Genomic DNA, 26,830 nt, shown 5'->3' with positions numbered 1-26,830 from the left:
TATAAATATGTCGAAGTTTGACTATTTTCTGACTTCTTTTCATCATTTCTTATTCTGCAATTTACGAATAGTAAAGCCGCATCCTCAAGTTTCAGATAAAATGAACAAATCTTTTATCTGAAATACAACCGCTAATACAAATACACCTATTTTTGTATTAAAACTTTTCACACATTCATGTAAATATAATAAATTATTATTAACTCACGTTATAACAGGATAAAGCGAAACTTTAATCAATGGGGTTTTCTTCACCCCCCACTGATTATCAGCCCTCACCAATCGGGCTTTTACGGGCAGTTTATCTCCCGCCTAACTTCTTAAGAAAAGCGGAAGCGGCTCGCTCAGAATCGCAGGACGCCCACGCACAGGGCGGAGAGGAGCTTTTTGCCTCGTCCGAGGGGGCGAAACGACCGAAGATTCTAGCCGCTAAAGCTGGACAATGCTTCCGCTGAATTTTGAGGCGGGAGTATTACCGCCCGCGAATAGCGGGATAAAAACAACACAAAATGATAGTTCATTTGTCCATACACTTTTTCTCTTTTTACATAAAGTATCCTATAGACATTTTATGTAGCTATTAAAGGAGAGGATTCTCTTGTATTATTTTCACGGTTGCAGCCGAAAGAAACTCCAATGTAATGATAATAATAATAATTATAAACAGCCCGATTCCCAAGACCCAATACCAAAAGAACATACACACAATCACAACGTTGCTCAAATTTCAGATAGTGGAAATTCTCACGTAAATTTAAACGTAGACTCTGATATAGATTCTGAAACAGCTTCTTCTAATAGTCAGTCTAATGATGTAGAACAAGAACAGACTCAGACACAGAGGCCTACACAAGGGCAATCGAACACAGATGTTACAAACCAACTATTAGCAGCCCTGCTTCCATTCTTAACAAATGCATTAAATAATGCTACCCAACCCCAGCAGAGTAACCAAAGCCAAAACAAAAACAATTTAGATGAATAGGCTACTAAAAGTAGCCTATTTTTGTAAGGAGGATTGACCATGCGGCGAAATAGCTCTAATATTTCAAATAGCGGAAATTCTAATGTTAATGTGAACGTCACCGTCGATACAAGTTCCATTGCTTGTGCAATGATGTGTTATTGGCATACGAGCGGTATGATTACTGATGAACAGTTCACACATATGATAACAAATTTTAATAGCTTATTAAATAAAGAGGATCATATACTTCCGCAGTTCTTATCAAATAAAGAATGTTCTCCTTACTTTGTTCGACAAAAAAACAATTTAAATACATTAAAAACATATATCCCCCCTTTTTTCAATCGTTAAGTACATTTCCTCTTTATCCAGATAAAAAAGTTCATTATATTTGAGGTGTTTCCTATGTGTCCTTACGTTAACATATGTATTTGCATTACTCCCGGATCTCATATTGATGATGAACGTATTGCTAAAGACATTGCAATTGCTGAATATATTTGGCATCCTATCCTATTTAAAATTGAGAATGTCAATGTACTAGATGAGCCATATCGTTTTTATGATGGTGAAATTAGTTACGTATCTTCGTTAAAATCACAACCGAAGTTGACTTCTTTATTTGCTGAATGCAGGGATCATGCACCGCAATGTGATATTTATATTTGTTATATCGGCAGTAATTATTTTCAAGAAAACTCCATTATCGCTTGCGCCTATTCTTTAGCCGTTCACACACAAATTAAAGGTTATATTGTATTAACAAATGCCGCATCAGCTTCGCAGAACATGTACACACTTGCACACGAACTTGGCCACATTTTATTCACGCGACGTGTACAGGACAAGCTTACAATTGCAGATCCCGAGTGTCCAAATGGTTCCGAGCACCATCCTTCTCCTACAAACCTTATGCATTACATCATTCCTCCCCCTCATAAATCAAAAATAGATTCCTTATTAACGAATACACAAAGAGAATTATCTTTACAAAGTCCTTTATTGCGTATAGAAAAAGAGTAACTATTATAATTACTTCTATATATACAAGTCAAAGAGCCGATATAAAAACTCTTTTCTTTTTAGAAGGACGAGAGCATCTGGCCACGCATAGAAACGGTCAGGGCCTTTTCCTACCACATGCAAGGATGAAAACAAAACAAGAAAACAAGTAGCGGCCATGTTGTATTCTGCAAAGCAGCGACTTATATGTTGAAAAATCACCATGAATTTATATAAATCATTTCTTTCTTCTACTCTAAAAGGTTTTATAACTTCTTTTATTCCTTTTGTTAATAAATACACCTTCGTATTAACTAAAAACTTTTCCCCCTTCTCTAGAAACTTGCAGGATTTCCTACTTCGCTTCTATAAATAGAGCAATAGAGCTAACTATATTCATAGAGGAGATGGAATAAAACATGTTTAAAAATCGCGTTGTATTTTTAACAGGTGCAGCAAGCGGAATTGGATATGAAATAGGAAAAGCCTTTGCGAAAGAAGGTGCAACTGTAATGATTACGGATCGGTTAGAGAACCGAGTACAAGAGGCAGTGCAACAATTACAAAACGAAGGATATAAAGTATTTGGAATGCAATGTGATGTAACAGTAGAACGTGAGATTGAACGAGCTATCGCTGAAACTGTTACACGATTTGGTTCACTTGATGTATTAGTTAATAATGCAGGTATGCAATACGTTTCTCCAATTGAAGATTTCCCAACCGAAAAGTTTGAAATGTTGATTAAAATCATGCAAATTGCACCGTTTATTGCAATAAAACATACATTTCCTATTATGAAAAAACAACGATACGGTCGCATCATGAACATTGCTTCTATTAATGGTCTCGTTGGCTTTGCAGGCAAATCTGCATATAATAGCGCCAAGCATGGAGTAATTGGGCTTACAAAAGTCGCTGCATTAGAGGGCGCTGAGTACGGTATTACCGTAAATGCACTTTGTCCAGGCTATGTTGATACCCCGCTTGTTCGTAATCAACTTCAAGATTTAGCTACAACAAGAAACGTACCGCTTGAACATGTACTAGAAGAAGTCATTTACCCACTTGTACCACAACAACGATTATTACATACAGAAGAAATTTCAAACTACGCCTTATTTTTGGCAAGCGAAAAAGCAAAAGGAATTACAGGACAAGCTGTTGTCATTGATGGTGGTTATACAGCGCAGTAAAATTCAACAAACTATTTTCTTTCTCTATAAATCAACTTTAATTTTCCGATATATAAGTCGCCGCTATGCAGACCAAAATATGTACCTGTATTCGCTTCCTCCCTTTGTTTGAAATCTCACATGTGGCAAAAATAGGCCCTGACCGCTTCTACACACGGCCAGATGCTCTTGTCCTCCCCAAAAAGAAAGAGGTTTTTATGTTGTTCTTTAAATTTGGATATATTCACCAACCCAAAAACGGATTGTGCCTCTTCCGCACAATCCGTTTCCGTTACATATTTTCCTTTGGAGATTCATATCCTTGCATTTGCTTTGGTAACTTCTCAATCGCAACAATAACGCTATCTAACTTACTTTCAATTCTATGAAGTAAGTATAGTGTAACAACAATCGGAAAGCCGACATTGCCAATAACTGATATCCATTCCTCCATCGTTGTCTCCTCCCTTCTTATTATAAATAAGTGAAGAGACAAAAAAGTGGTAACTAAAAACAAACTAAATCATTTCAGCTGTTTTTTCTGTTAACTACTTGTATCCCACTTTGTTTCCCCCCTAATATATTAGGGCTTTTCATCATAAGAAAACCCCTTTCTACAACGAAAGAGGTTTGAAGATTCACTTCTCCCCTCTTATCTATCAGAAAGTCTCTCTTTCTGTTGGAATTAGCACCGTTCCTTACTAGGCGCCAATTATGCGCCCCATTTCACAATGGTATTACGGTCGGTTGCTGGGTTTCATCGGGCCAAATCCCTCCACCTGCTCTTGATAAGAGTATATAGTTGTCCGAATTTTCCATTTTCAGTTCTGACTATATCAAGAATAAAATTGGCTTGTCAACTTTTTTTTTGCGCGTACAATTCTGGACGTCGATCAAAAAAAACAGGAATCCCCTTTCGCACTTCTGAGATTTTGTTTGTATCTAATGTTGCAAACAAAATTGTTTCTGTTTCATCAGCTTCAGTAACAATTTCTCCCCAAGGATCAATAATAAGAGAATGTCCTGCAAATACATTATTAGGGTCACTCCCAGCACGATTGCATGCCACAACAAAACATTGATTTTCAATCGCTCTTGCCTGAAGCAATAACCGCCAATGTGCTAAACGAACAAGCGGCCACTCTGCTACAACAAATAATACAGTTGCCCCGTGCGCGGTATGAACGCGCATCCATTCTGGAAAACGAATATCATAGCAAATTGTTCCTGCGCATGGTATATCCTCCAGTAGAAAATGCCCCGTTTCATTTCCAGCAATTAAGTATTTATGCTCATCCATCAGTTGAAACAAATGCACTTTACTATATTCAGCTACAATGTTTCCATTTCGATCACTAACATACATCGTATTTGTAACACCATTCTCCGTTTGTTTAGCGATTGAACCACCGACAATATTTACGTCGTTTTGCTTACTCCACTTTGATAATAAACATTTCGTATAATTCCCATCTAAATCCGCAATTTCAGGAAGGCGCTCTAAATCATAACCTGTTGTCCATAACTCTGGTAATACAATAACATCTGGATTTTCCTTTATCGCTTCGCTTATTTTTTTTTCAGCATGTTCTATATTTTTTTCAACATCGCCAAAAGTGATATTCATTTGTACACAAGCAATTTTCATTACTCTCTTCCTTCTTCCTTTTTATTTTTTTCTTTACAAAAAGTTGGAAAGACTATATCATTTGTCACTATAATTGTAACAACTTTCAAAAGAGGTGGAAAGTATGAAACATTTTCAACCTTCCGAGATATTAACATCATTACCAACACAATTTTTTGCCTCCCTTGTCGCCAAAGTAAATGGAGTAATGCAAGCTGGTCATGATGTTATTAACTTAGGACAAGGAAATCCTGATCAACCAACACCAGATCACATCGTAATAGCATTACAACATGCAGCAAAGCACCCTATTCATCATAAATACCCGCCATTTCGAGGACATGATAGTTTAAAAGAGGCTGTCGCTACCTTTTATGAGCGTGAGTACGGTGTACAATTAAATCCCAAAACAGAAGTAGCTATTCTATTTGGTGGAAAAGCTGGCTTAGTTGAGTTACCACTTTGTTTTACGAATCCAGGTGATACAATCCTCGTTCCTGATCCAGGTTATCCAGATTATTTATCAGGGATAGCCTTAGCAAAAACAAAGATTGCTACAATGCCACTATTATCAGAAAATCAATTTTTACCTGATTACACAAAGATTGATGCACAAGCGGTTGAAAAGGCAAAATTAATGTTTTTAAACTATCCGAACAATCCAACCGGAGCTGTTGCAACACCAAAGTTCTTTGAGGATACTGTATCGTTTGCAAATAAACATGACATTTTAGTCTGTCATGATTTTGCGTATGGAGCGATTGGTTTTGACGCTAAAAAACCAACTAGTTTCTTACAAACTGATGGAGCAAAAAATGTTGGCATTGAAATATATACGTTGTCCAAAACGTATAATATGGCAGGTTGGCGCATTGCATTTGCCGCCGGAAATGAAAGTGTTATTGAAACGATTAACTTATTACAAGATCATATGTATGTTAGTATTTTTGGTGCTGTACAAGAAGCTGCTCGCGAAGCATTATTAAGCCCGCAAACTTGTGTCGATGAACTCGTAGAACGCTATGAATCTCGAAGAAATGCTTTCATTACTGCTTGTCGTTCTATCGGCTGGAATGTCACTTCACCAAAAGGTTCTTTCTTTGCCTGGCTCCCTGTTCCAAATGGGTATACGTCAGAGGAATTTGCTGATGTACTATTAAAACAAGCGCACGTTGCTGTCGCTCCAGGCATCGGCTTCGGCAAACACGGGGAAGGTTATATTCGCGTCGGTTTATTACATTCAGAGGAACGCCTTCAAGAAGCAATTCATAGAATCGCTAAATTAAAAATTTTCAAAAAACAATTGACAACGTAAAAATTCTCTGTCAAAATTCAGTTATCAAAAATTTTAAACATTTCCAAATACTTCTTATCAAGAGCTGGTGGAGGGACGAGCCCGATGAAACCCGGCAACCGATCTACTTTATGTAGGCACGGTGCTAATTCTCGCAGCGTTATGCTGACAGATAAGGAGCTGGTTGTAAAAAACCTCTCCTTAGCTGAGAGGTTTTTTTATTCAACTAGGAGGTTATGAAAATGAGCGGAATAACAGCAACTTACTTCATTCACGATGATTCTCATAATTTAATCAAAAAAGCAGAGCAAATTGCTCTCGGTTTAACAGTTGGTTCGTGGACACATTTACCACACTTATTACAAGAACAATTAAGACGACATAAAGGCTCAGTCGTTAGCGTAGAAAAATTAGAAACTGATGAAAATACAAACATATACCTTAATAAAAAAGTAACACGCGGATTTATTAAAATTCATTATCCATCCGCTAACTTCACAACCGACTTACCAGCAATTTTTACAACTGTTTTCGGAAAATTATCTTTGGACGGAGAAATAAAATTAATTGATTTAACATTTTCTGATGAGATTAAAAAGAGCTTCCCTGGTCCTAAATTTGGTATTGATAAAATACGAAACAATTTGAATGTTCACAATCGCCCCCTGCTCATGAGTATTTTCAAAGGAATGATCGGCCGGAATATCGGTTATTTAAAAACACAGCTCCGCGATCAAGCGAACGGCGGCGTTGACATTGTAAAAGATGATGAGATTTTATTTGATAATCCGTTAACACCGTTATCAGAACGCATTCACGCTGGGAAAGAAGTATTGCAATCTGTTTATGAAACATACGGTCATAAAATGTTATATGCTGTTAATCTTTCAGGACGGACTTATGATTTAAAAGAAAAAGCAAAACAAGCCGTTGATGCCGGGGCTGACCTTTTACTTTTCAACGTATTCGCATATGGACTTGATGTGTTGCAAGCCCTAGCGGAAGATAATAATATTTCTATCCCAATTATGGCACATCCAGCAGTAAGTGGAACTTACATAACATCTAAATTATATGGGGTATCTTCTTCTTTATTACTCGGCAAGCTCCTTCGCTATGCTGGTGCAGATTTCTCACTATTTCCATCACCTTATGGAAATGTCGCTTTACAACAAGAAGAAGCACTTCATTTAGCCAAAGCGCTTACAGATGAAAATGAACCATTTAAGCGTAGCTTTCCGGTTCCATCTGCTGGTATTCATCCAGGACTTGTCCCACTACTGATTCGTGACTTCGGTGAGCAATGTGTCATTAATGCTGGCGGCGGTATTCACGGCCATCCATCCGGTGCACAGGGGGGTGGAAAAGCATTTCGAGCTGCTATCGATGCAGCTTTAACCAACACGCCGCTTCATGAGGTTGATGATTCTTATTTACAAGCTGCTTTGCGTCTCTGGGGCAATCCTACTAAAGAGGTGAAAGCATGAGCATTCAAATTTTTTGTGACTTCGATGGCACAATTACAAATAATGATAACATTGTTGCCATTATACAAAAATTTGCACCACCAGAGGCAGAAGCTATTAAACAGCAAATTTTATCACAAGAGCTATCTATTCAAGAAGGCGTAGGAATGCTTTTTTCTCTATTGCCTTCAAGTTTACAAAATAAAATTACAGCCTATATAAAAGAAACCGCCGTCATTCGTACTGGCTTTACAGAATTTGTACATTTTTTACGACAAAATAATATCTCACTTTATATCATATCAGGAGGAATGGACTTTTTTGTTTATCCTCTTCTCGAAGGACTAGTTGATTTTGAACAAATTTACTGTAATACAACTGATTTTTCCAACGACACAATTCAAGTAAATTGGCCGCATTCGTGCGATGAGCATTGTGAAAATAAATGTGGTCTCTGTAAATCAACGCTTATTCGCAATTTAAGTTCACAAAGCGGTTTTAATATTGTAATCGGTGATTCTATTACAGATTTGCAAGCAGCAAAACTTGCTGACAAAGTATTTGCTCGTGACTTTTTGATTACTAAATGTATAGAACATCATATTCCTTATGTACCATTTGAAACATTTCATGATATACAAAACGAAGTGGAAAAATTGTTAGGAGTGATAAAGTGAGGCAGCTCTTTCGTCAGTGGCAAGAACTGAGTGAACTAAAAAAAGAATTAACTGATCGGAATTGGTTCCCAGCAACAAGCGGTAATATTTCAATAAAAGTGAGTGATAATCCTCTTACCTTTCTCGTTACAGCAAGCGGAAGAGATAAAACAAAAACAACGCCGGACGACTTTTTGTTAGTTGATCAAAACAGCAAGCCTGTTTTAGAAACTGATTTACGCCCTTCTGCCGAAACACTGCTGCACACCTACATTTATAACCTTACAAATGCTGCGTGTGTCTTACACATTCATACGACTGATAATAATGTCATTACGAACGTATACGATCAAGAAGTTGTACTCCGTAATCAAGAAATTATTAAAGCGCTCAATATTTGGGAAGAAGGAGCCTCTATTCGAATTCCAATTATCGAAAATTATGCACATATTCCAACTTTAGGTGAAGAATTCCGCAAGCATATTCATGAAGATGCAGGTGCTGTTTTAATTCGCAATCACGGCATTACCGTATGGGGAAAAGATGGGTTTGATACAAAAAAAAGATTAGAAGCATACGAATTTCTATTTCAGTTCCATATTAAACTTTTATCAATTAAAGGAGATGTTCAACATGGCGCAAATACGTATTCATGAAATTAACACACGTATTGAAAATGAAATAGAAGTACAGCAGTTCTTAAAAAATGAAGGTGTTTTGTATGAAAAATGGGATATTACAAAACTTCCTGGTCATTTATATGAAAACTATGCATTAACTGTTGAAAATAAGAATGAAATTTTAGAAGTGTTTGCACCAGAAGTTACGGATATTTCTAAGCGCCGCGGCTATCAAGCGAGCGATATTATTTCACTTTCTAGTGCCTCACCTAATCTAGAAGAATTATTAGTAAACTTTAGACAAGAACACCATCATACTGATGATGAAGTTCGCTTTATCGTCAGCGGGCATGGCATTTTTACCATCCAAGGAAAAAATGGTCCATTCTTCGACGTTGAACTTGAACCTGGAGATTTAATTTCGGTTCCTGAAAACACGAGACATTATTTTTCTCTTCAAAATGATCGTCAAGTTGTCGCAATTCGTATTTTTGTAACAACTGAAGGTTGGGTTCCTATTTATCCCGCATTAACGGACAGTAAGACTCCCACCTCAAGATTGGGAGAGAAGCAAAGAAGATAGGTGGGAGTCTAACTGTCCGTAAAAGCCCGATTGGTTCAACTAACCACCAGTGGGGAATGACCCCCCCCACTGATGGAAGTTTCACTTTATTAAGGTAGCATGTTGAATAAAGGGGATTGGTTCCCCTTTTCCTTCCCTTTATTCACTCTACATATATTTCCTCCTATGGACAGGATTATCTCCTTAATGAGATAATCCTTCTTTTTTGTTGAAATTTTTTACAATTTTATGAACATTTTATGAATTTTTTCTGAAAATTCTGTTTAAACTATGTTATAATACAAATAATAGAAAAAAAGAACGATATTGTAAAAGGAGGAAGGGAATATATGGAGTTAATTTTAGCAATTCTTTTTGGTGTCGTTTGCGGGGCTATACCTGCTGTTTTGGGAGCTATTATGGATGAGTTAGAAATTGGTATGATTGGTTTCGTCGCATCTACTGTAAGCGCTTTATTTTTCGGTTTATATGGTGCAGTTCCTGTCGGTATCCTGTTTGCCTTCTATATATTACGTCACGCTCGCACAAAACGATTTACTCAAAACAGAATAGCTGAAGTGATTCCCTTTCCAATTGAAAAAGCACGCCGGGCAACAAGCCTTTCCTAACTAAAAAAGTCCTCATAACGAGGACTTTTTTACTTATTTTCTTCTAAAAATTGAAACAGCTCTTGTAAATGAAGCGCATCGTCTCCGTAACTAACCGAAACATAAAATTTCCCGTCTACTTCTGCATTCATATATAAATCAATGAGATCACGCTCATATTTTAATGCTAAATAAAATTTCATCTCTTCTAGCATTTCTTTCGTTGTTCGAATAACATAACGCCCTGTTGCATCTCTACCATATTCAAATAACGGTTCAAAGTTATACTTCTTTTTAAACGCCGCCTGTTGTTTATCATTAATAAGAGTCGTTTCTGTACACTGTACTGTGCGAATAATATTATCGAACTTTTCTAAACTCATACAATCATTCCTTTATATATTGTTTATATAATGCTTGTGTTCCACTATTTTCTTCACCATCTTGCATCAATTGCTCATATAATTCTCTAGCAAGAGTTAAGCCAGGTGCAGATAATCCAAGCTCTTCTGCTTCTGCTAAGGCAATGTTCATATCTTTTATAAAATGCTTCACATAAAATCCTGGTTCAAAATCATCTTGTAACATACGAGGTGCTAAATTACTTAATGACCAGCTGCCTGCTGCACCAGTAGAAATACTTTGTAACACTTTTTCTGGTTGTAACCCTGCCTTTTTTGCATAAGCAAGTGCTTCACATACACCAAGCATATTGGATGCAATTGCAATTTGATTGCACATTTTTGTATGTTGACCACTACCTGCTTTTCCTTGCAATATTATATTTTTACCTAATAGTTCAAATAATGGCAAGCAGGCTGTATATACTTCTTCGTCTCCACCAATCATGATTGCAAGACGCCCTTCTTTTGCTCCAACATCTCCGCCCGATACAGGGGCATCTAATACATAAATCCCCTTACTCTTTCCTTCTTCGTAAATCCGTTTCGCCAAAGTTGGTGTTGATGTTGTAAAGTCGATCGTAATTGTTCCTTGTTTTGCTTGAGTAAGAATTCCATTTTCACCAAAATATACTTCCTCTACATCATGCGGATATCCAACCATAGTCATTACTACATCTACTGTTCCTGCAATTTCCTTTGGAGAATCACACCACTGTGCGCCTTCTTCAATTAAATCCGCAGTTTTTTCTTTTGTACGATTATATACGTACACAGTATAGCCTGCCTTTAGTAAATGACGTACCATACTTTTTCCCATAACACCGGTACCAACAAAACCAATAGAAGCTGGTGGTAATAACTGCTTCATTTTCTCATCTCCTCTTTTTCTAACAAATCACTCACAAGTTTACGAAATTCTGAATTAAACTCATCATTAATTCCATTTTGCACATTTGAAAATACAGTAACAAATAATTTTTTATCCCAATTAAAGTTATTAAATGTATTCCATCCCGAAAGTACACCATGGTTGTGATAATAATCTGGATATATGTAAAAGCTAAATGCGTATTTTTTTTCCGCAGATGGTGTTACCATTAATTTTAAACTTTCAGGCGAAATAAGCTTAGTTGTCATAATTGCTTCGTCTAATTTTTGCATATCATGTGCCGTTGTATACATCTCACCGCATCCATATAACCAATTCATATTTAATTTTGGAGCTAATACAAGCTCATTCTCTTGCTTTTTATATCCTTTTGTAAAATTCACATCTCCTTCTGGTGTCTCTCCCATTCCTGATTCTGTCATTCCCGCTGGAATAAAGATGTGTTCTGTAACGTATTGTGCTAAAGATTGTCCCGATCTTTTTTCCACAATATAAGCTAGTAACATATAATTATAATCTGTATATAACCAGCCTTGCCCCGGTTGAAAAGCAGTTGGTTGTTGTCCAAGCCACGTTACTAAATTAAGCCGTGATGCCGCATTAACTTTACCTTTCCCATGCCCAGGTAGTCCTGATGTATGCGTTAATAAATGATATAATGTAATATTTTTATTCGCAGGAAAAGATGGAATATATGTATGTACATTTTCCTGTATATTTAACTTCCCTTGTTCTTGTAACTGTAAAATCGATACAGCAGTGGCCGTTTTTGTAATAGAACCAATTCGATATTTTGTTTGCGGTGTATTTTCAATTTGCTTTTGTATATCCGCATAGCCATACCCGTTATTTAATATTGTACGCCCTTTATAGGTAACAAGGACTGATCCATTAAATTGTTTGTCTTTTAAATACTGATCTAGTTTTTGAGTAACAGCGGTATAATCAATTTCTTTTGGTTTTTCTTTTTGTTTTTCTTTCGTTGTATTAGCAGGGGCAGTTGTTTTTATTGATTGAGCTTCTTTTTTAGCAGGTACTTTAAAAAAGAAATAGCTTCCTACTAATAAAATAGAAAGTAAAAAAATAATTGTACTCCATAACGTCTTCATTTCTTAATAATCCTCCATCGCATCTTAAGTATTTACTCCTCCCCTCCTTCCCATTATCCGTTAATAAAAAAAAATCGCAACAATTTGTTGCGAAAAAATTACATTTTTTCTTTCCGATATAAACACACTTGATTTTTCCCCTTTTTCTTTGCTTCATATAGTGCAATATTTGCTCGATGCATTAACATTTCTTTTGTAATTCCATTTTCAAATGCCGCAACACCGAAGCTCGCTGTTATCTTTGATATTCCAGAAAAATTTTTTGTTTCAATAAAAAACCGGAGTGCTTCCGCAATTTGAAATGCTTCTTTTTCTGTTGTTTGAGATAAAAAAATAATAAATTCTTCTCCACTCCACCGTGCAAAAACATGATGCGTCTGTAATTTTGTTGTTACAAGTTCCGCCAATTGTACTAGCGCTAAGTCTCCAAAATCATACCCATACGTGTCATTTACTTTTTGAAAATTATCCAGATTAAATATAACAAGAGCAAATGATTGATTCATTCGTACAGCAGTTTCCAAGCCTTCTGAGAATAGTATTTGAAACTTCATTCTATTATAAATATTCGTCAGAGAATCAGTTGTTACTAAGCGCTCTTGCTCTTTATATTCTTCTTCTAACGCTGTAATATCTGTACATGTCGCGATGAATCTCGATACATCATTAGGTAACGGAGCAATACGTAACAAAAATATTCTTGCTTCTCCAATTTCATTATACATTTTAATTTTTCTTGAGTGCGTTAAGCAATCATCAATCCACATTGTATTATTTTCCGCAATATAATATTCATTCTCTTGGGCAAAATGTTCTGCAAATGTCATATGGTGCTCATGATATGACATAAGATCTTCGTATCCGAAAAACCGTAAAAAATTTGTATTGCAATCTATAATTTCATCATCTTCTAGAATAAACAATAAATCATTTTGAAAATCAAATATCATTTGAAGTAACTCTTGCTGTAATATGACTTGTTTAACTAATGACAACTCATACACACTTTTTTGTACTTCAGCAAGTACAGATTGCGGCGTAATTGGTGGTAAGACGATGTTTCGTACACCAAGTTTAATTAAGTCAACAAATTGATATGTCACTTCTTCACTCCATACAACGATAAATGAAATATCTGAATTAAATAGTTCCTTCACAAAATCAACCTGAGAAGCTTTCGTAATGTATATAATCACGATTTGCGGCTGAACTTTTTCAAACAATATTTTTCCTTCTTCAAAACTATGTGCCAAAAACAAGCACTTTGGCTTTATCATTGCAATTGTGTGTCTCTCGTTATGACCATCTTCGATATACAAGACATTCATATCGAGATCCTTTAATACATTTTGAAAAACTGTATGTTCCAATAAAAAATGTAGAATGTTCACCATTAGGCTTTCACTCACTTTATTTATCCCATTCTAACAAACTTAAAAGAACTAAATCTATTCAACAAACTATCACATGGTAACGAATTGAATCTCTGTATCATCTTTTATTGTATGTAAACAATAAATCAGACTCCTGTGCGAATACCTTCTATTCCCCACATCTTTTTCAAAATACTTGACAATAGAAATGTATATATTATATCCTTTTACAGTATCAACTAACAAAATGTAAGTAAAGAACATTTTTTTCATTCGAAAATATTTACAATTAAAAACGATACTTGGAGGAACTATAATGACAAAGCAAGATTTCTTTACTGTTTTATACGAACGTACATCTAATCGTGCTTTCAACCCTGAAAAAGAAATTTCAAAAGAGGAACTATATGATATTTTAAAAGCAGCTGGCCAAGCACCATCAGCATGGAATCTACAGCATTGGAAATTCCTTGTATTCCAAGGAGAAGATGCACAACGTCGTTTACATCCAATTGCATATAATCAGCAACAAATTCTCGATGCCTCTGCAGTTGTTGCTATTTTAGGCGACCTAGAAGCATATAAAAGTGTTGATTCTGTATACGGCCCACTTGTAGAACAAGGACTTATGCAGGAAGAAGCAAAAAATCGTTTAGCGCAAAATATTGAAGGTGCATATCAACGTGAACAATACTCGCGTGATGCAGCATTCTCAAACGCCTCTTTAGCAGCAATGCAGCTTATGCTTGCAGCAAAAGCAACTGGTTGGGATACATGTGCAATTGGAGGATTCAATCCACAAGCATTAATGGAAGAGTTTAACGTTTCTTCTCGTTACATTCCAATTATGTTAATTACAATTGGTGAATCTACATTAGCAGGACACCCAGCACCACGTATGAGCGTAGAACAAGTAACAGAATGGGCAAATTAATGTGAACCTCCATCTATGGGGGTTTTTTCTATTCCTCACTAATGAAATTCTCACCAACTATGAATCTGACAGCGGTTATTCAGCATTTAAGTCACTGCTGTGGAGAATACAACATGACCGCTTCTATGTATGGCCAGATGCTCTCGTCCTCCCTTAAAAAGAAAAGGTTTTTTATATCGTTATTTTATTTGTACATATCTATCTTCTTCACTTTTCTCTAAATATTAAGAGCGGATTACTACCTAATAATAACAGAATGTAGTCTAAAGGTGCTTTTTTGTTACAATTGTGATACAATAGTAACAAATTGATAACAAGTGAGGGATTTTCGTTGAATTTATATGGAAGCTTTATCGCCATATTATGCTACATAGTCACAGTACTGCTTCTGTACTTCGTTGGGGATATGACAAATATTGCGATGCTACAGTTTTCAAAAGAAACAACGCTTCAATCAGAAGTTAGTCAGTATACCTCTCGCTCCTTTGCACCGTTACTATTAGCACTTCCTGTATATATCATTGTTTTATATAAAAGCAAAAAAATATAAAGACTGCCCTAAAAATGAACTGGACCACTGATGTGAGACAGGAATAAAACACCTATGCTACCTGTTCCCTATATTCAACCGGGGACAGGTAGTTTAATTTTTTAAACGGTCGCATGTGATTATAATAATGCATGAAATCATTCACGTTTTCTAGTACAATAGAATTTGTAAGGCGTACCCTTTTTAGGGTATAGAATTCTTCCGACTTTATGGTGGAGTGGAAGGATTCGATGACGGCATTATCGAAGCAGTTTCCTTTCCGGGACATGCTTGTGATAATGCCTTTTTCTTCGGATAAATCCTGAAAAGCATAAGAAGTATAGACGGATCCCTGATCACTATGAAGGGTAACACCTTTTACTTCTCTGTTCTTACTGGCAGCCTCTAATACAAGAGTTACATCTTGAGTTTCTTTCACACGATAAGCGATGATTTCGTTATTATACAGGTCCATAATTGTTGATAAATACATCATAGATTCTCCAAAAGGTAAGTACGTAATATCCGTTACCCACTTTTGATTTGGTCGGTCTGCTTGAAAATTTTGTTCGAAACGATTTGGTACTACCTTCTGACTTTCTCCTACTACCTTCATTTTTCGTTTTGGTTTTACTCTACATTGAAGGTCATATTTTTGCATAATTCTTTGTACGGTCTTTCGGTTAACTTGTATTGCTAATTTTGTTCGTAATAACCCCGTGACGGTGCGATGTCCAATTCGAAATTTGTAAGTTGTACAAAGCCTTTTAATTTGCTTTTCTAGAGGAGACAAGCCCCATGGTTTTCTCCTCCAGCGATAATAAGTAGCACGGGAGATGCCCATGCATTCACAGATGAGACTGATGGAATATCGATTTTTCATTTCTTCTACGAGCGTGACGATGACTTCTGGGACCATCTCCTTTCGATTTCCTGATACTTTTTTAATAGTTCTACTTTCAATTTGTTCGTTTTAATTCTTCTATTTCAGTTAAGTCTGCAGGACCTTTTCCATAACTATACTGTTTGCCGATTGGTTGTGCTAATCGATGTTCTTCTCCATTTCGAAACCATTTCATCCATGTTTTGATCTGTCCCACATTACATATTCCCAATTTTTCCATAATTTCACGATTGGTTAATTTCCCCTCTAACTTCAATTCAATCACTTGTCTCTTCACAGTTTCTGAATAATAATTTTTCTTTTTACCCATAGAAAAAACACCTCCAATTTGTCGTTTACATTTACATACGACAGTGGGGGTGCTTTATCCTTGTCTCATTTTACTGGGTCATTACAAAAAAGGGGCAGTCTTTTTTATTTCCATATCAGCTTTTGTCCAAACTCTCATTTCCCCCTTCTCATATGTTATAAGAAGAATCGCAACAGTCTACCTAAGATATTTATTCTTTTCCTACAAAATAGGAAAAAATCTTTTAAAAAAATTACACTATGTCCAAACAAAGCATGTACCTAGAGCATATCTTATTAATGTGAAGGGGGTGAGAATTATGTTCGGAGGATGTTTTGGATTTGATGACTGTGGTCGCCGTAGCAATAGACACAACGTCTGCCGTAGCGATAGACGCAGCGGCCGCCGTAGCTTTAAACACGACGATCGCCGTACTGGTAATAGAAATCGTTTTTGTAACGTTCTTAGAAATCTTTCAGTCGGTACTCGAGTCACTCTATTAACAATTAGAGATAACGGTACTTTTACTAACGTTGTATTTGAAGGCTTCTCAAATGGCGTAGCACTTTTCTCAGGAGGCAGTATACCAGGTGGAGGTTTATTACGTGTTTGCCCAGATGACGTTGTAGCTATCGTTTTCTAAAATGAGTGAATAATTCCCAGGAAAGCAATTGCTTTCCTGGTTTTATTTATTTAACTACTCACAAGCATCAAAAGTTGATTAATTCGAAAACAATTAGCTAGCATACAAAACCGTTTAAAAAACGATGTAGCTTTGAAATAAAGTCGTACTGTTTATAAAAAAGATGTACCGTTTTAAAGAAAGTTATACAGTTTACAAAAAAAGTTGCATCGTTTTATTCCTTTTCGATTAAAGAATTCTAAGTGGGTTTTAAACAAACTTTTTTATAAAAAATAATCTCATAAAATATGTTTAGAGCTTATTTTTATGAGATCTTTTTTCAAAACGGATTCGTTTTATGTACCGTAGAATAAGAGTTTGTGGGCTATTTTCAATTAAACTTAATTTCAAAGTTATAAATAAATTATATGAAAAAACCTGGGACCGATTTCAAATCAGTCCCAGGTTTTTTTCATTAAATACTTTTTACAAGTTCTACTACTTCTTCAGCAGTTGACATGTTTAAAGCCTTTTGTGCTAATTCTTCCATTTGTGCTTTTGAAAGCTTGCGAATTTGTGTTCTCGCTGGAAGAATAGATGTCGCACTCATACTAAACTCATCTAATCCTAATCCAACTAACAATGGAATTGCTAGGGCATCTCCTGCCATCTCACCGCACATACCAGCCCATTTTCCTTCTTTATGAGCTGCATCAATAACCATTTTTACAAGGCGTAAAATCGCTGGATTATATGGTTGATATAAGTAAGATACGCGTTCATTCATACGATCCGCTGCCATTGTGTATTGAATTAAGTCGTTCGTTCCGATAGAGAAGAAATCTACTTCTTTTGCAAATTGGTCAGCTAAAACCGCAGAAGCAGGAATTTCAACCATCATACCTACTTCAATAGCGTCTGAAACAACTGTACCAGCTTGTACAAGTTTCTCTTTCTCTTCTAATAAAACTGCTTTTGCTTGACGGAATTCATCAAGAGTTGCAATCATCGGGAACATAATTTTTAAGTTACCGTATACACTTGCACGAAGTAAAGCACGAAGTTGTGTACGGAAGATATCCTGTTCTTCTAAGCATAAACGAATTGCACGGTAGCCTAAGAACGGGTTCATTTCTTTTGGTAAATGTAAGTATGGAAGCTCCTTATCGCCACCAATGTCAAGTGTACGAACGACAACTGGCTGACCTTCTCCTACACCTTCAAGAACAGCTTTGTATGCTTCAAATTGTTCTTCTTCTGTTGGAAGATTGTCACGGCCCATGTATAAGAATTCTGTACGATATAAGCCAACGCCTTCTCCACCGTTATCAATAATACCTTTTACATCTTTCGGTGTACCGATATTTGCTACAAGCTCAACATGTTGATTATCTGCTGTAACTGTCGCTTCATTTTTTAATTTTGCCCACTCTGTTTTTTGTTCTTCAAATTGTGCTTTCTTTTCTTCATAAACACGAAGAGTTTCTTCAGATGGGTTTACAATTACTTCTCCGTCTAAACCGTCGATAATTACGATATCGCCGTTTTGGATTTGTTCCATAACAACTTTTGTACCAACAACAGCTGGTATTTCCATAGAGCGAGCCATAATTGCAGAGTGAGATGTACGTCCACCAATATCAGTTGTAAAACCTTTTGCATATTTACGATTTAACTGAGCTGTATCAGATGGTGTTAAATCTTCTGCAATAATGATTACTTCTTCAGAAATTGTGCTAGGGTTTGAGAAGTTAATTCCAAGTAAATGTGCAATAACACGCTTTGTCACATCACGAATATCGGCTGCACGTTCTTTCATATATTCGTTATCCATGCTCTCAAACATAGTAATGAACATTGATGCAACTTCATCCATCGCGAATTCAGCGTTTATTTTTTCGCTTGTCACTTTATCTTTTACTGGGTTTACTAGTTCTGGATCATTTAATACTAGTAAATGTGCTTCAAAGATCGCAGCTTTATCAGCACCAAGCTCAGTAAAAGCATGATTTTTAATTGCTTCTAATTCAGATTTTGATTTTTCAAGCGCAGCTTCTAAACGTACGATTTCCGCAGCTTCATCCGAAATCGTTTTCTTTTCAATGTTAAATTCAGGATTTTCTAAACGGAATGCCTTTGCAATGGCAATACCACTTGATGCAGCAATCCCTTTAATGTTAAGAGTCATTATTCTCCTAACCCTTCGTTTTTCATAGTTTCTTCAATAGCTGCTACTGCTTGAGCTGCATCATCACCATTTGCAGTAATCTTGATTTCTGCGCCTTGTTGAATACCTAAAGACATAACACCCATGATTGATTTTAAGTTTACAGTTTTACCATTATATTCTAAGTTGATATCTGCACCGAATTTGCTTGCAGTGTTTACAAGTAAAGTTGCTGGACGAGCATGAATTCCTGAGTCGCTAGTTACTTTAAAGATTTTTTCCATAATGATCTATCTCCTTTAAAATACAATATATTTGAGGTTGTATAGATGTGAGTATAACACCATCTATATTGTATATAATAGGCGATGTTCGGTCAACCGCATCGCCTATTATAATTATAAACATTTTGCGTCTAAATTTTACTGAATATCAATAACGTTTGTTTCACCTTTCTTGACATTACCTTGCTTTTTGATTTCAACTTTCTGTCCTTCTTGTAAGTTTGTGAAAACAATTGGCGTAATAATAGAAGGTGCATTTTCTTTTACAAACGCTAAATCTACTTTTAATAACGGTTGGCCTTGTGTTACTTTATCTCCTTGAGAAACTAACGCTTCAAAGCCTTCTCCATTTAATTTTACTGTATCAATACCGAAGTGAATTAAAATTTCTCTTCCGCCTTCTGATTGAATACCGATTGCATGTTTTGTTGGGAATACGTTCACAATTTCACCATTTACAGGAGATACTACTGTCCCTTCTGTTGGTTCGATCGCAAAGCCATCTCCCATCATTTTTCCAGAAAACACTTGGTCTGGTACTTCAGTAATCGGTAAAACTTTACCTTCAATCGGAGTCGCAATTACTTCATTTGTATCTTTTTGAACAGGTGCTTCTACTTTTGCAGGTGCTTCTTTTGCAACATGCACTGCACGGCCTGCCATAATATCTTGAATTTGTGATTTTAATGTATCTGATTTTGGACCAAAGATAGCTTGAATATTGTTACCAATTTCAAGAACACCTGCTGCTCCAAGCTCTTTTAAACGAGCTTTGTTTACATCCTTTTGTTCCTTTACTTGTACACGTAAACGTGTAATACAAGCATCTAAAGAAGCGATGTTTTCTTTTCCACCAAGTGCTACTAAAATCTCACCTGGAAGCTCGCCTGCTTCTACTTTTCCTGCTCCGTCATTTTCTTCAACAACTTCACGACCTGGTGTTTTTAAATCCCATCTACGAATTGCAAAGCGGAATCCGAAGTAGTAAATCACTGCAAGTACAAGACCAACAATAATTACCCACCACCATGCTGTACGGTTTGGTAATACACCGAATAACATAAAGTCAATCAAACCACCAGAGAATGTCATTCCGATTTTAACGTTTAAAATTTGCATAGTCATAAATGATAAACCAGCAAATACTGCGTGGATTCCAAATAATACAGGTGCTACAAATAAGAATGAGAACTCAATCGGTTCTGTAATACCAGTTAAGAAAGCTGTTAACGCTGCAGAAGCTAAAATACCAGCTGCTACTTTTTTATTTTCTGGACGTGCTTCATGGTACATCGCTAACGCTGCTGCTGGAAGACCAAACATCATGAACGGGAATTTACCTGTTGTAAATGTACCAGCTGTTAACTCAACACCATCTTTTAATTGTGCCATGAAAATCTTTTGGTCACCGTGAATAACGTCACCCGCTGCATTTGTATATTGACCAAACTCAAACCAGAATGGTGCATAGAAAATATGATGTAATCCAAATGGAATTAAAGAACGTTCAATTAAACCGAATATAAATGCTGCTAACGTTCTATTTGTATCAATCATTTGATGCGAGAATGAATTCAAACCGCCTTGAATTGTTGGCCAAATAAAGCACATTAAAATCCCTAAAAGTAAAGAGAATGTTGCTGTTGCAATTGGCACGAAACGTTTACCAGCAAAGAATCCTAAATATGATGGTAATTCAATATTAAAGTATTTATTATAACAATACGCTGCCAATATCCCTACAAGGATACCACCAAACACTCCCGTTTGAAGTGTCGGAATACCTAATACGTTTGCATACGCTTGATCTGTAAAGCCAGTTTTAACTGGAACTTTGTCACTTACAATCGTAACAAATTTCTCTACTCCTAAGAATACGCTCATCGTTTTGTTCATAATTAAGTATCCTACGAACGCTGCTAACCCAGCTACTCCGTCTCCACCTGCTAACCCGATGGCAACCCCTACTGCGAATAATAGTGCCAGGTTTCCGAAAATAATATCACCAGATTGCTCCATAATTTTCGCAACTAGAACAAACCAATCTGCTTTTAACGCAGGGATATGATTTGTTAACTGTGGATTTTGGAACGCATTACCAAATCCAAGTAAAATCCCTGCAGCCGGTAAGATTGCAACTGGTAGCATAAGTGCTTTACCGACTTTTTGAAGAACACCAAAGATCTTCTTAAACATAATGATCCTTCCTCTCTTATTATAATTGGTACTTTCGACAAACGCCAAAAGGCATGAGGAAAAAAGGTAGGACGATAGCTATACAAAGGGTAGTATGTCCCTTTCTTTAGCTTACATGCCTAACTTTTCTTCACTCATGCCTGATCGAATCAGTAACACGTGTCAAAAATAGGTATACGTAATAAGTTCACAAATTAAAGTAAACGTTTTCTTTGTGCACTGTTATTCATTTGTCGAATTTAGTAGAACTTTGTATAACTGAATTATACATAACAATTGTAAGCGATTCAATAGATTTTTTTAACGTTTACATTTCCGACAAAGTTTAAATTTGTTCAACCTTTTTTAAGCGCTGCAAATGCATCGTTAAATAAACCGTTTCTGCTTCATACACAGGAAGTTGCAATTGCTTTTGCATAACTTTCACAAGTTTCCAAGCTAAATTATAGCACTCTGGAAATTCAGCTTTTAATAAATCTGCAAAATTTTGTGATTCTTCCACTTTCTCACCATTCTTTATACGTTCGATTGCAAATTGTAGATGACGAACAAGACGTAGATAATGAATGCTCTCTTTGTCTAATTCTAGTTGTAAATTTGTTTCAATTAAAGAGACAAGATGAGCGATTAGTCTAGAATTTTGATTAACAGCAGATACTTCAGAGTTTGTAACTGAGCTATAAATATGAAGTGCAATAAATCCAATCTCTCCTTCTGGAAGATGAATATTTAAGCGGGAATTAATTAATTCTACAACTTCTTCGGCAATTTTATATTCATTTGGATACAACACTTTTGTCTCCACTAAAAATGGGTTATCTACTGTAAACCCTTGCTTTAATCGCTTTATAGCAAAAGCGATATGATCAGTTAAAGAAATATGAATATGCTCATTTAATGGTGTTTCTACTCGATCTTGAATATAAAACATGAGATCATTCATTAGTTCAATCAAATTCTCGCTCACATGCGGAACCAGCAGTTTGTATTGTTCACGTTCACGTTCATTTGTTAATACAAACATTTTTTCAATCTGTTCTACTTCTAACATTTCTTTTGATTTTTTCCCAAACCCAATCCCTTTTCCAATAACGACCACTTCTTCGTGTTCTGGATGAGCAGCAATAATGACATTATTATTTAAAACCTTTTTAATTTCGAGACAATTATCCATACAACACCACCCCTGCACATAAAACGTCTACTTTCATGTTACAGAACAACCTTATTTTCCGTCAATGTTAAACATCTACCATTTTAAAAAAGTCAATTTTTAGACATGAATGTACGAGATACGTATAATATAAAAGCATACGTCTAGTTGAAAGGAGCCCTATCATGATTAAAATGTTTATAAGCGATATCGATGGCACAATGATGCAACACGGAGGTGTAATCGATAACCAAGATGTAGATGCATTGCGTAGCCTTGCTAATCAAAATATAACTCTTTGTTTCGCATCCGGCAGACTTGATAATGAAATTGCTGATTTAATGAACAAAGTTGATATGAATTTTCATCGTATTAGCGTGAACGGTGTATTTGTATATACACACGAAAATAAACAACTCTTATCTGCAACATTTGATTCTACTATTTTACCCGAACTGCTGTCTATAACAAATAATGAACCATTCTTTCGTTATGTAAGTGATGAATATAATTATTACATTGAGGAAAAAACACCATTTATTCATGAACTTGAAAAGCAGGTAAAAATGACTTCCGTTGAAGAACCAAACTTGCTCGCAAAAATTGATACAACAATTTTCCCAAATAAAATTTCAGTCGGTGGTACAAAAGAAGATTTAGTTATTCTTCAAAAACAAATTGAGGAAAATTTCAAAGGAAAAGTAAGTACTTTTATTTCTGCTGAACAATGTTTAGATGTTATGCCTCCTAACATTAGCAAAGGTTCCGCTATTTCTGTTTTATTAAATGAATTTAATATTAAACCTAATGAAGTAGCTTGCATTGGTGATTCATATAACGATATTCCTATGTTCGCTTTAACACCTCATAGCTTTGCAATGGCAGGTGCAGATGATGCAGTAAAGCAGCATGCATCACATATTGTTTCCTCTGTTAAAGATGCAATCGAATATGTTCTTCGTTATAATCAAAAACAAAAAAATACGACTCACCCCTTATAAGGATGAGTCATATTTTTCCTGCATTAACGGACAATAAAGCAGCCGCCTCAAGATTGTAAAAAACCTGAAGAAGGTAGACTGTCCGAAAAGCCCGATTCGTTCAAATAGCGATCAGCGAAGATTCGCCCGCTAACGGAAGTACCACTTTATCTCACAGCATATAGCTCCACGTTTTACTTATTGCGTGAAATATTCGTAATAAACTTATAACGATCTCCTCTGTAAATACATTTTACATACTCCAGCGGCAACTCGCCTGCTGCATATGACCATTGTCTCATTACAAGCACTGGTGCTTTATTCGGAATATGAAGATGCTCTGCTTCTTCATCCGTTGCAATAGATGCTTCAATAGATTGTGTAGCACTAATTAACTTAAAGCCTAGTTTTTCTTCTAAGTGCTCATACAATGATTGCTGTAAAATTTCTTCATTAATATCTTTTACAAGAGATGGTGACAAATACGTTGTCTCAAACGCAATTGGTTCATCATCAGCTAGGCGAATTCGTCTCACCTCGTAAACCGATTCTCCCGCTTGAATTCTAAGCCTCTCTGCTACTGCAGCAGTAGCTGGAACAAGGTGAAAGCTTAATAATACGCTACTTGGTTTCATTCCACGAGAGAGCATATCCTCTGTAAATCCTGTCATACCTTGCAACTTTTGTTCAACCTTTGGAAGTTGTACAAAAGTTCCAATTCCACGTTTTCGATGTAAATACCCTTGTTCAACTAAGTTATTAATGGCCTGTCTGATTGTCATTCGACTTACTTCAAACTTATCACATAATTCATTTTCAGATGGAATTTTATCTCCCGGCTTCCATTCACCGGATTCAATTAGTTGCTTCACCCACTCCTGAATCTGATAATAGATCGGAAATGGTGAATACTTGTCGATATTCATCAGCAATCGCCTCACTGCATAAAGATAGAGCTTCTTGATCTGCGATTACGGTTACATTTGGATGATGTTGCAAAACTGTAGCCGGACACCCTTCACTTACTTTCCCTTGTAGCATTTCCTTAATCGCTCCTGCTTTATTCAATCCAGAAGCAACAAGTACTATTTGCTTTGCTTTCATAATGCTACCAATCCCCATTGTAATAGCATGCGTTGGCACATCTTCTTCTTTTTCGAAGAAACGCCGGTTAGCTTGACGGGTAGATTCTGTTAACTCCACAATGCTAGTTACAGAATCAAATGATGTTCCCGGCTCATTAAATCCGATGTGACCGTTTTCACCGATTCCAAGAATTTGTAAATCAACTGGATTGGCATCAATAATACTTTCATAACGCTTACATTCTTCTTGTAAATCGTCTGCCATTCCATTTGGTACATATGTTTCTTTAAACGAAAGATGATTAAACAACTGTTCTTGCATAAAATAATGATAGCTGTTTTTGTTTTCGTGTGGTAAATTTACGTACTCATCTAAGTTTACAGTGGTTGTACGGCTTGTATCAAGTTTATTTTTTCTTATCAATGCATAAATCCCTAATGGGGAGCTACCTGTAGCCATTCCTAATACTGGATTTTCTTTTGTCTTTATAACGTGTTCAATTAATTTATAACCCGCATCTGCTAATTCTTCTGGAGTTTTTACAACGACGATATTCATTTATTTCCCCTCTTTCATATGAATTCCTAATCGGACTGTATCTCGTATATATAAATCTTCAGACATAATAACGAAATCCGCATGTTTTCCTATTTCTAAAACACCCTTGTTTACTAATCCAAATTCCTCAGCTTGGTTAATTGATGTCATAAGAACAGCCTCCTCAATGGAGCATCCAGTAAACGCTATCACGTTACGCAACGCTTCGTCCATTTTCAAAATACTGCCCGCTAATGTCCCATCTTCTAATCGTGCGCTACCATCTTTTACGATAACCGGTTGTCCACCAAGTTCATATAATCCATCTGCTAACCCTTTTGCACGCATTGCATCCGTAATGACACTCATTTTTCTAGCGCCTTTTAATTTATATGCTAATTTCACCATATCCGGGTGAATATGAATACCATCTGTAATTACTTCGACCATTACATCTGGATTTAATAACACATGGCCAACTACACCTGGCTCACGGTGATGCAAACCACGCATTTGATTATAAAGGTGCGTTGCATGTGTAATGTTTCTCCCAATTAATTGTTCATTCGTTGCATCTGTATGTCCAATTGTACCGATGACATCCGTTTCTGCGAGATATTCTTCAAACTCACGCGCACCTTCTTCTTCTGGAGCATATGTTACGAGTTTAATTAAATTCCCGCTAGTCGTTTGCCATTGCTTAAATTGCTCAATATTTGCAGAGACAATATATTCTAGCGGCTGTGCACCTGCACGTTTTTTTGAAACATATGGACCTTCTAAATGAATATATTCGAAATGCGCACCTTTTTCCTTTGCTTCTTTTGCAGCATTCAGCGCCGCTTCAATTGCTTCAGGAGATTGCGTCATTGTTGTTGGAAAGAAAGTTGTAACCCCTTCTTGTAACATCTGTTTACCGAGAGTTACTAATCCGTCGCTATTTGCATCCATTGCATCAACATCGTATCCACCGTGAATATGAACATCAATCATACCTGGAATGACTATATTCCCTTTCATATCATGAACCGTTTCATTTTCTTGTGGTACATACTGAGCCATCAATCCAAGTTCTTGAATTTGATCCGTGTAACGAATAAAGCCGCTTTCTAACACTTCACACCCTGTATAAATTTTAGCATTGATAACGACTTGCATTTTCATTTTCATTTTCATCGATCCTTTCCCGTGTAATCCCTATCTCTATTTTAATACACGCACGAATAGTTGTCTATACAATTAACCCTAATTTTTAAAGAGGTAGTTTTTTTCTCTAATAATCATAATATAAAACAGTCATTTTACTCAAAAGAACTTTCAGAGTACTCCCTCCTACACGAAACAAAAAAAAGCAACTACACTTATAGAAATACATCGTATTATGCATGAACAAATTT

Annotated in this window: 27 protein-coding genes, 1 pseudogene and 2 riboswitches; of the genes and pseudogenes, 14 read left to right on the top strand and 14 right to left on the bottom strand. The window is 36.1% G+C overall.

Going from position 1 to position 26,830, the window contains the following annotated elements:
• The first annotated feature begins 598 nt into the window (after positions 1 to 598).
• The 4 genes from BM211_RS00570 to BM211_RS00550 all read left to right on the top strand — a co-directional run bounded on the left by BM211_RS00570 (position 599) and on the right by BM211_RS00550 (position 3,165).
• Positions 599 to 985 carry a hypothetical protein gene (locus BM211_RS00570; protein ID WP_090994603.1) on the top strand — a complete coding sequence of 129 codons (387 nt, stop codon included), beginning with the start codon at positions 599 to 601 and terminating at the stop codon, positions 983 to 985.
• A 39-nt stretch (positions 986 to 1,024) separates the two neighbouring features.
• A complete protein-coding gene (locus BM211_RS00565) occupies positions 1,025 to 1,318 on the top strand; it encodes a hypothetical protein (protein WP_035429295.1) in 294 nt (97 codons plus the stop codon).
• Positions 1,319 to 1,372: 54 nt separating this feature from the next.
• Positions 1,373 to 1,990: an ImmA/IrrE family metallo-endopeptidase gene (locus tag BM211_RS00560; RefSeq protein WP_035429296.1), complete on the top strand. Its 618-nt coding sequence runs from the start codon at positions 1,373 to 1,375 to the stop codon at positions 1,988 to 1,990.
• A gap of 398 nt (positions 1,991 to 2,388) precedes the next feature.
• The gene (locus BM211_RS00550; protein WP_035429300.1) at positions 2,389 to 3,165 is read left to right on the top strand and encodes a 3-hydroxybutyrate dehydrogenase; all 777 of its coding nucleotides are present in this window, start codon (positions 2,389 to 2,391) and stop codon (positions 3,163 to 3,165) included.
• Positions 3,166 to 3,436: 271 nt separating this feature from the next.
• Here the strand turns inward: BM211_RS00550 and BM211_RS00545 are convergent, their stop codons facing one another.
• Both BM211_RS00545 and BM211_RS00540 read right to left on the bottom strand, forming a co-directional pair.
• Positions 3,437 to 3,598, bottom strand: a complete 162-nt coding sequence (locus BM211_RS00545; RefSeq protein WP_035429302.1) for a YvrJ family protein — start codon at positions 3,596 to 3,598, stop codon at positions 3,437 to 3,439.
• 195 nt (positions 3,599 to 3,793) lie between these two features.
• A riboswitch (SAM riboswitch) is annotated at positions 3,794 to 3,939 on the bottom strand.
• A 61-nt stretch (positions 3,940 to 4,000) separates the two neighbouring features.
• The gene (locus tag BM211_RS00540; protein WP_090994601.1) at positions 4,001 to 4,792 is read right to left on the bottom strand and encodes a carbon-nitrogen family hydrolase; all 792 of its coding nucleotides are present in this window, start codon (positions 4,790 to 4,792) and stop codon (positions 4,001 to 4,003) included.
• 103 nt (positions 4,793 to 4,895) lie between these two features.
• Here BM211_RS00540 and BM211_RS00535 point away from each other — a divergent pair, with 103 nt between their 5' ends.
• The 6 genes from BM211_RS00535 (at position 4,896) to BM211_RS00510 (ending at position 9,998) form a co-directional block, all read left to right on the top strand.
• A complete protein-coding gene (locus tag BM211_RS00535) occupies positions 4,896 to 6,086 on the top strand; it encodes a pyridoxal phosphate-dependent aminotransferase (protein ID WP_090994599.1) in 1,191 nt (396 codons plus the stop codon).
• 51 nt (positions 6,087 to 6,137) lie between these two features.
• A riboswitch (SAM riboswitch) is annotated at positions 6,138 to 6,244 on the top strand.
• Positions 6,245 to 6,307: 63 nt separating this feature from the next.
• On the top strand, positions 6,308 to 7,552 hold the full coding sequence (gene mtnW / locus BM211_RS00530; RefSeq protein ID WP_090994597.1) for a 2,3-diketo-5-methylthiopentyl-1-phosphate enolase: 1,245 nt from the start codon (positions 6,308 to 6,310) through the stop codon (positions 7,550 to 7,552).
• On the top strand, positions 7,549 to 8,208 hold the full coding sequence (locus BM211_RS00525) for a 2-hydroxy-3-keto-5-methylthiopentenyl-1-phosphate phosphatase (protein WP_035429309.1): 660 nt from the start codon (positions 7,549 to 7,551) through the stop codon (positions 8,206 to 8,208). The genes mtnW and BM211_RS00525 overlap by 4 nt, the downstream gene beginning before the upstream one ends.
• A complete protein-coding gene (locus tag BM211_RS00520) occupies positions 8,205 to 8,843 on the top strand; it encodes a methylthioribulose 1-phosphate dehydratase (RefSeq protein ID WP_035429311.1) in 639 nt (212 codons plus the stop codon). The genes BM211_RS00525 and BM211_RS00520 overlap by 4 nt, the downstream gene beginning before the upstream one ends.
• Complete coding sequence (locus BM211_RS00515; protein WP_090994595.1) at positions 8,821 to 9,390, top strand: 1,2-dihydroxy-3-keto-5-methylthiopentene dioxygenase; 570 nt, start codon at positions 8,821 to 8,823, stop codon at positions 9,388 to 9,390. The genes BM211_RS00520 and BM211_RS00515 overlap by 23 nt, the downstream gene beginning before the upstream one ends.
• A 329-nt stretch (positions 9,391 to 9,719) precedes the next feature.
• Positions 9,720 to 9,998, top strand: a complete 279-nt coding sequence (locus BM211_RS00510; protein ID WP_035429313.1) for a hypothetical protein — start codon at positions 9,720 to 9,722, stop codon at positions 9,996 to 9,998.
• Between the two features lie 29 nt (positions 9,999 to 10,027).
• On the opposite strand, the gene BM211_RS00505 is transcribed toward BM211_RS00510, so the two are convergent.
• The 4 genes from BM211_RS00505 to BM211_RS00490 form a co-directional block, all read right to left on the bottom strand.
• The gene (locus tag BM211_RS00505; RefSeq protein ID WP_035429315.1) at positions 10,028 to 10,360 is read right to left on the bottom strand and encodes a DUF3909 family protein; all 333 of its coding nucleotides are present in this window, start codon (positions 10,358 to 10,360) and stop codon (positions 10,028 to 10,030) included.
• 4 nt (positions 10,361 to 10,364) lie between these two features.
• On the bottom strand, positions 10,365 to 11,249 hold the full coding sequence (locus tag BM211_RS00500) for an NAD(P)-dependent oxidoreductase (RefSeq protein WP_035429317.1): 885 nt from the start codon (positions 11,247 to 11,249) through the stop codon (positions 10,365 to 10,367).
• A complete protein-coding gene (locus tag BM211_RS00495) occupies positions 11,246 to 12,379 on the bottom strand; it encodes a serine hydrolase domain-containing protein (RefSeq protein ID WP_035429319.1) in 1,134 nt (377 codons plus the stop codon). The genes BM211_RS00500 and BM211_RS00495 overlap by 4 nt, the downstream gene beginning before the upstream one ends.
• A 98-nt stretch (positions 12,380 to 12,477) precedes the next feature.
• Positions 12,478 to 13,770, bottom strand: coding sequence for a GGDEF domain-containing protein (locus BM211_RS00490; RefSeq protein ID WP_035429933.1), 1,293 nt, complete (start codon positions 13,768 to 13,770; stop codon positions 12,478 to 12,480).
• A gap of 298 nt (positions 13,771 to 14,068) precedes the next feature.
• Here BM211_RS00490 and BM211_RS00485 point away from each other — a divergent pair, with 298 nt between their 5' ends.
• Both BM211_RS00485 and BM211_RS00480 read left to right on the top strand, forming a co-directional pair.
• Positions 14,069 to 14,686 carry a nitroreductase family protein gene (locus BM211_RS00485; RefSeq protein ID WP_090994593.1) on the top strand — a complete coding sequence of 206 codons (618 nt, stop codon included), beginning with the start codon at positions 14,069 to 14,071 and terminating at the stop codon, positions 14,684 to 14,686.
• 331 nt (positions 14,687 to 15,017) lie between these two features.
• Entirely contained in the window at positions 15,018 to 15,236 is a 219-nt protein-coding gene (locus tag BM211_RS00480) for a hypothetical protein (protein WP_035429324.1), read from the top strand.
• A gap of 52 nt (positions 15,237 to 15,288) precedes the next feature.
• On the opposite strand, the pseudogene BM211_RS00475 reads toward BM211_RS00480, so the two are convergent.
• A pseudogene (locus tag BM211_RS00475) lies at positions 15,289 to 16,429 on the bottom strand (IS3 family transposase).
• 298 nt (positions 16,430 to 16,727) lie between these two features.
• Here BM211_RS00475 and BM211_RS00470 point away from each other — a divergent pair.
• Positions 16,728 to 17,051, top strand: a complete 324-nt coding sequence (locus tag BM211_RS00470; RefSeq protein ID WP_051957196.1) for a DUF3915 family protein — start codon at positions 16,728 to 16,730, stop codon at positions 17,049 to 17,051.
• A 454-nt stretch (positions 17,052 to 17,505) separates the two neighbouring features.
• On the opposite strand, the gene ptsP is transcribed toward BM211_RS00470, so the two are convergent.
• From ptsP to glcT, 4 genes are all read right to left on the bottom strand, one after another.
• Positions 17,506 to 19,218 (bottom strand): phosphoenolpyruvate--protein phosphotransferase, encoded by a 1,713-nt coding sequence (gene ptsP, locus BM211_RS00465; RefSeq protein WP_090994591.1) that lies wholly within the window; start codon positions 19,216 to 19,218, stop codon positions 17,506 to 17,508.
• Positions 19,218 to 19,481: a phosphocarrier protein HPr gene (gene ptsH, locus BM211_RS00460; protein WP_020059386.1), complete on the bottom strand. Its 264-nt coding sequence runs from the start codon at positions 19,479 to 19,481 to the stop codon at positions 19,218 to 19,220. The genes ptsP and ptsH overlap by 1 nt, the downstream gene beginning before the upstream one ends.
• 138 nt (positions 19,482 to 19,619) lie before the next feature.
• Positions 19,620 to 21,677, bottom strand: coding sequence for a glucose-specific PTS transporter subunit IIBC (gene ptsG / locus BM211_RS00455; protein WP_035429330.1), 2,058 nt, complete (start codon positions 21,675 to 21,677; stop codon positions 19,620 to 19,622).
• A 325-nt stretch (positions 21,678 to 22,002) separates the two neighbouring features.
• A complete protein-coding gene (glcT, locus tag BM211_RS00450; protein ID WP_090994589.1) occupies positions 22,003 to 22,851 on the bottom strand; it encodes a glucose PTS transporter transcription antiterminator GlcT in 849 nt (282 codons plus the stop codon).
• Positions 22,852 to 23,015: 164 nt separating this feature from the next.
• Here glcT and BM211_RS00445 point away from each other — a divergent pair, with 164 nt between their 5' ends.
• Entirely contained in the window at positions 23,016 to 23,831 is an 816-nt protein-coding gene (locus BM211_RS00445; RefSeq protein WP_035429334.1) for a Cof-type HAD-IIB family hydrolase, read from the top strand.
• A 173-nt stretch (positions 23,832 to 24,004) separates the two neighbouring features.
• Here BM211_RS00445 and BM211_RS00440 read toward each other — a convergent pair whose 3' ends face one another.
• From BM211_RS00440 to nagA, 3 genes are read right to left on the bottom strand one after another with little or no spacing between them, the layout of a single operon-like run.
• Positions 24,005 to 24,736: a GntR family transcriptional regulator gene (locus BM211_RS00440; RefSeq protein ID WP_081904748.1), complete on the bottom strand. Its 732-nt coding sequence runs from the start codon at positions 24,734 to 24,736 to the stop codon at positions 24,005 to 24,007.
• Positions 24,666 to 25,454, bottom strand: a complete 789-nt coding sequence (locus BM211_RS00435) for a glucosamine-6-phosphate deaminase (protein ID WP_035429338.1) — start codon at positions 25,452 to 25,454, stop codon at positions 24,666 to 24,668. Before BM211_RS00435 ends, BM211_RS00440 begins: the two co-directional genes overlap by 71 nt.
• The gene (gene nagA / locus BM211_RS00430) at positions 25,455 to 26,597 is read right to left on the bottom strand and encodes an N-acetylglucosamine-6-phosphate deacetylase (RefSeq protein WP_035429937.1); all 1,143 of its coding nucleotides are present in this window, start codon (positions 26,595 to 26,597) and stop codon (positions 25,455 to 25,457) included. It abuts the gene before it with no gap.
• Positions 26,598 to 26,830: the final 233 nt, after the last annotated feature.

Source organism: Bacillus sp. 491mf, from assembly GCF_900112415.1.
Taxonomy (GTDB): domain Bacteria; phylum Bacillota; class Bacilli; order Bacillales; family Bacillaceae_G; genus Bacillus_A.
This window is presented reverse-complemented; position numbering and strand designations above follow the sequence as displayed.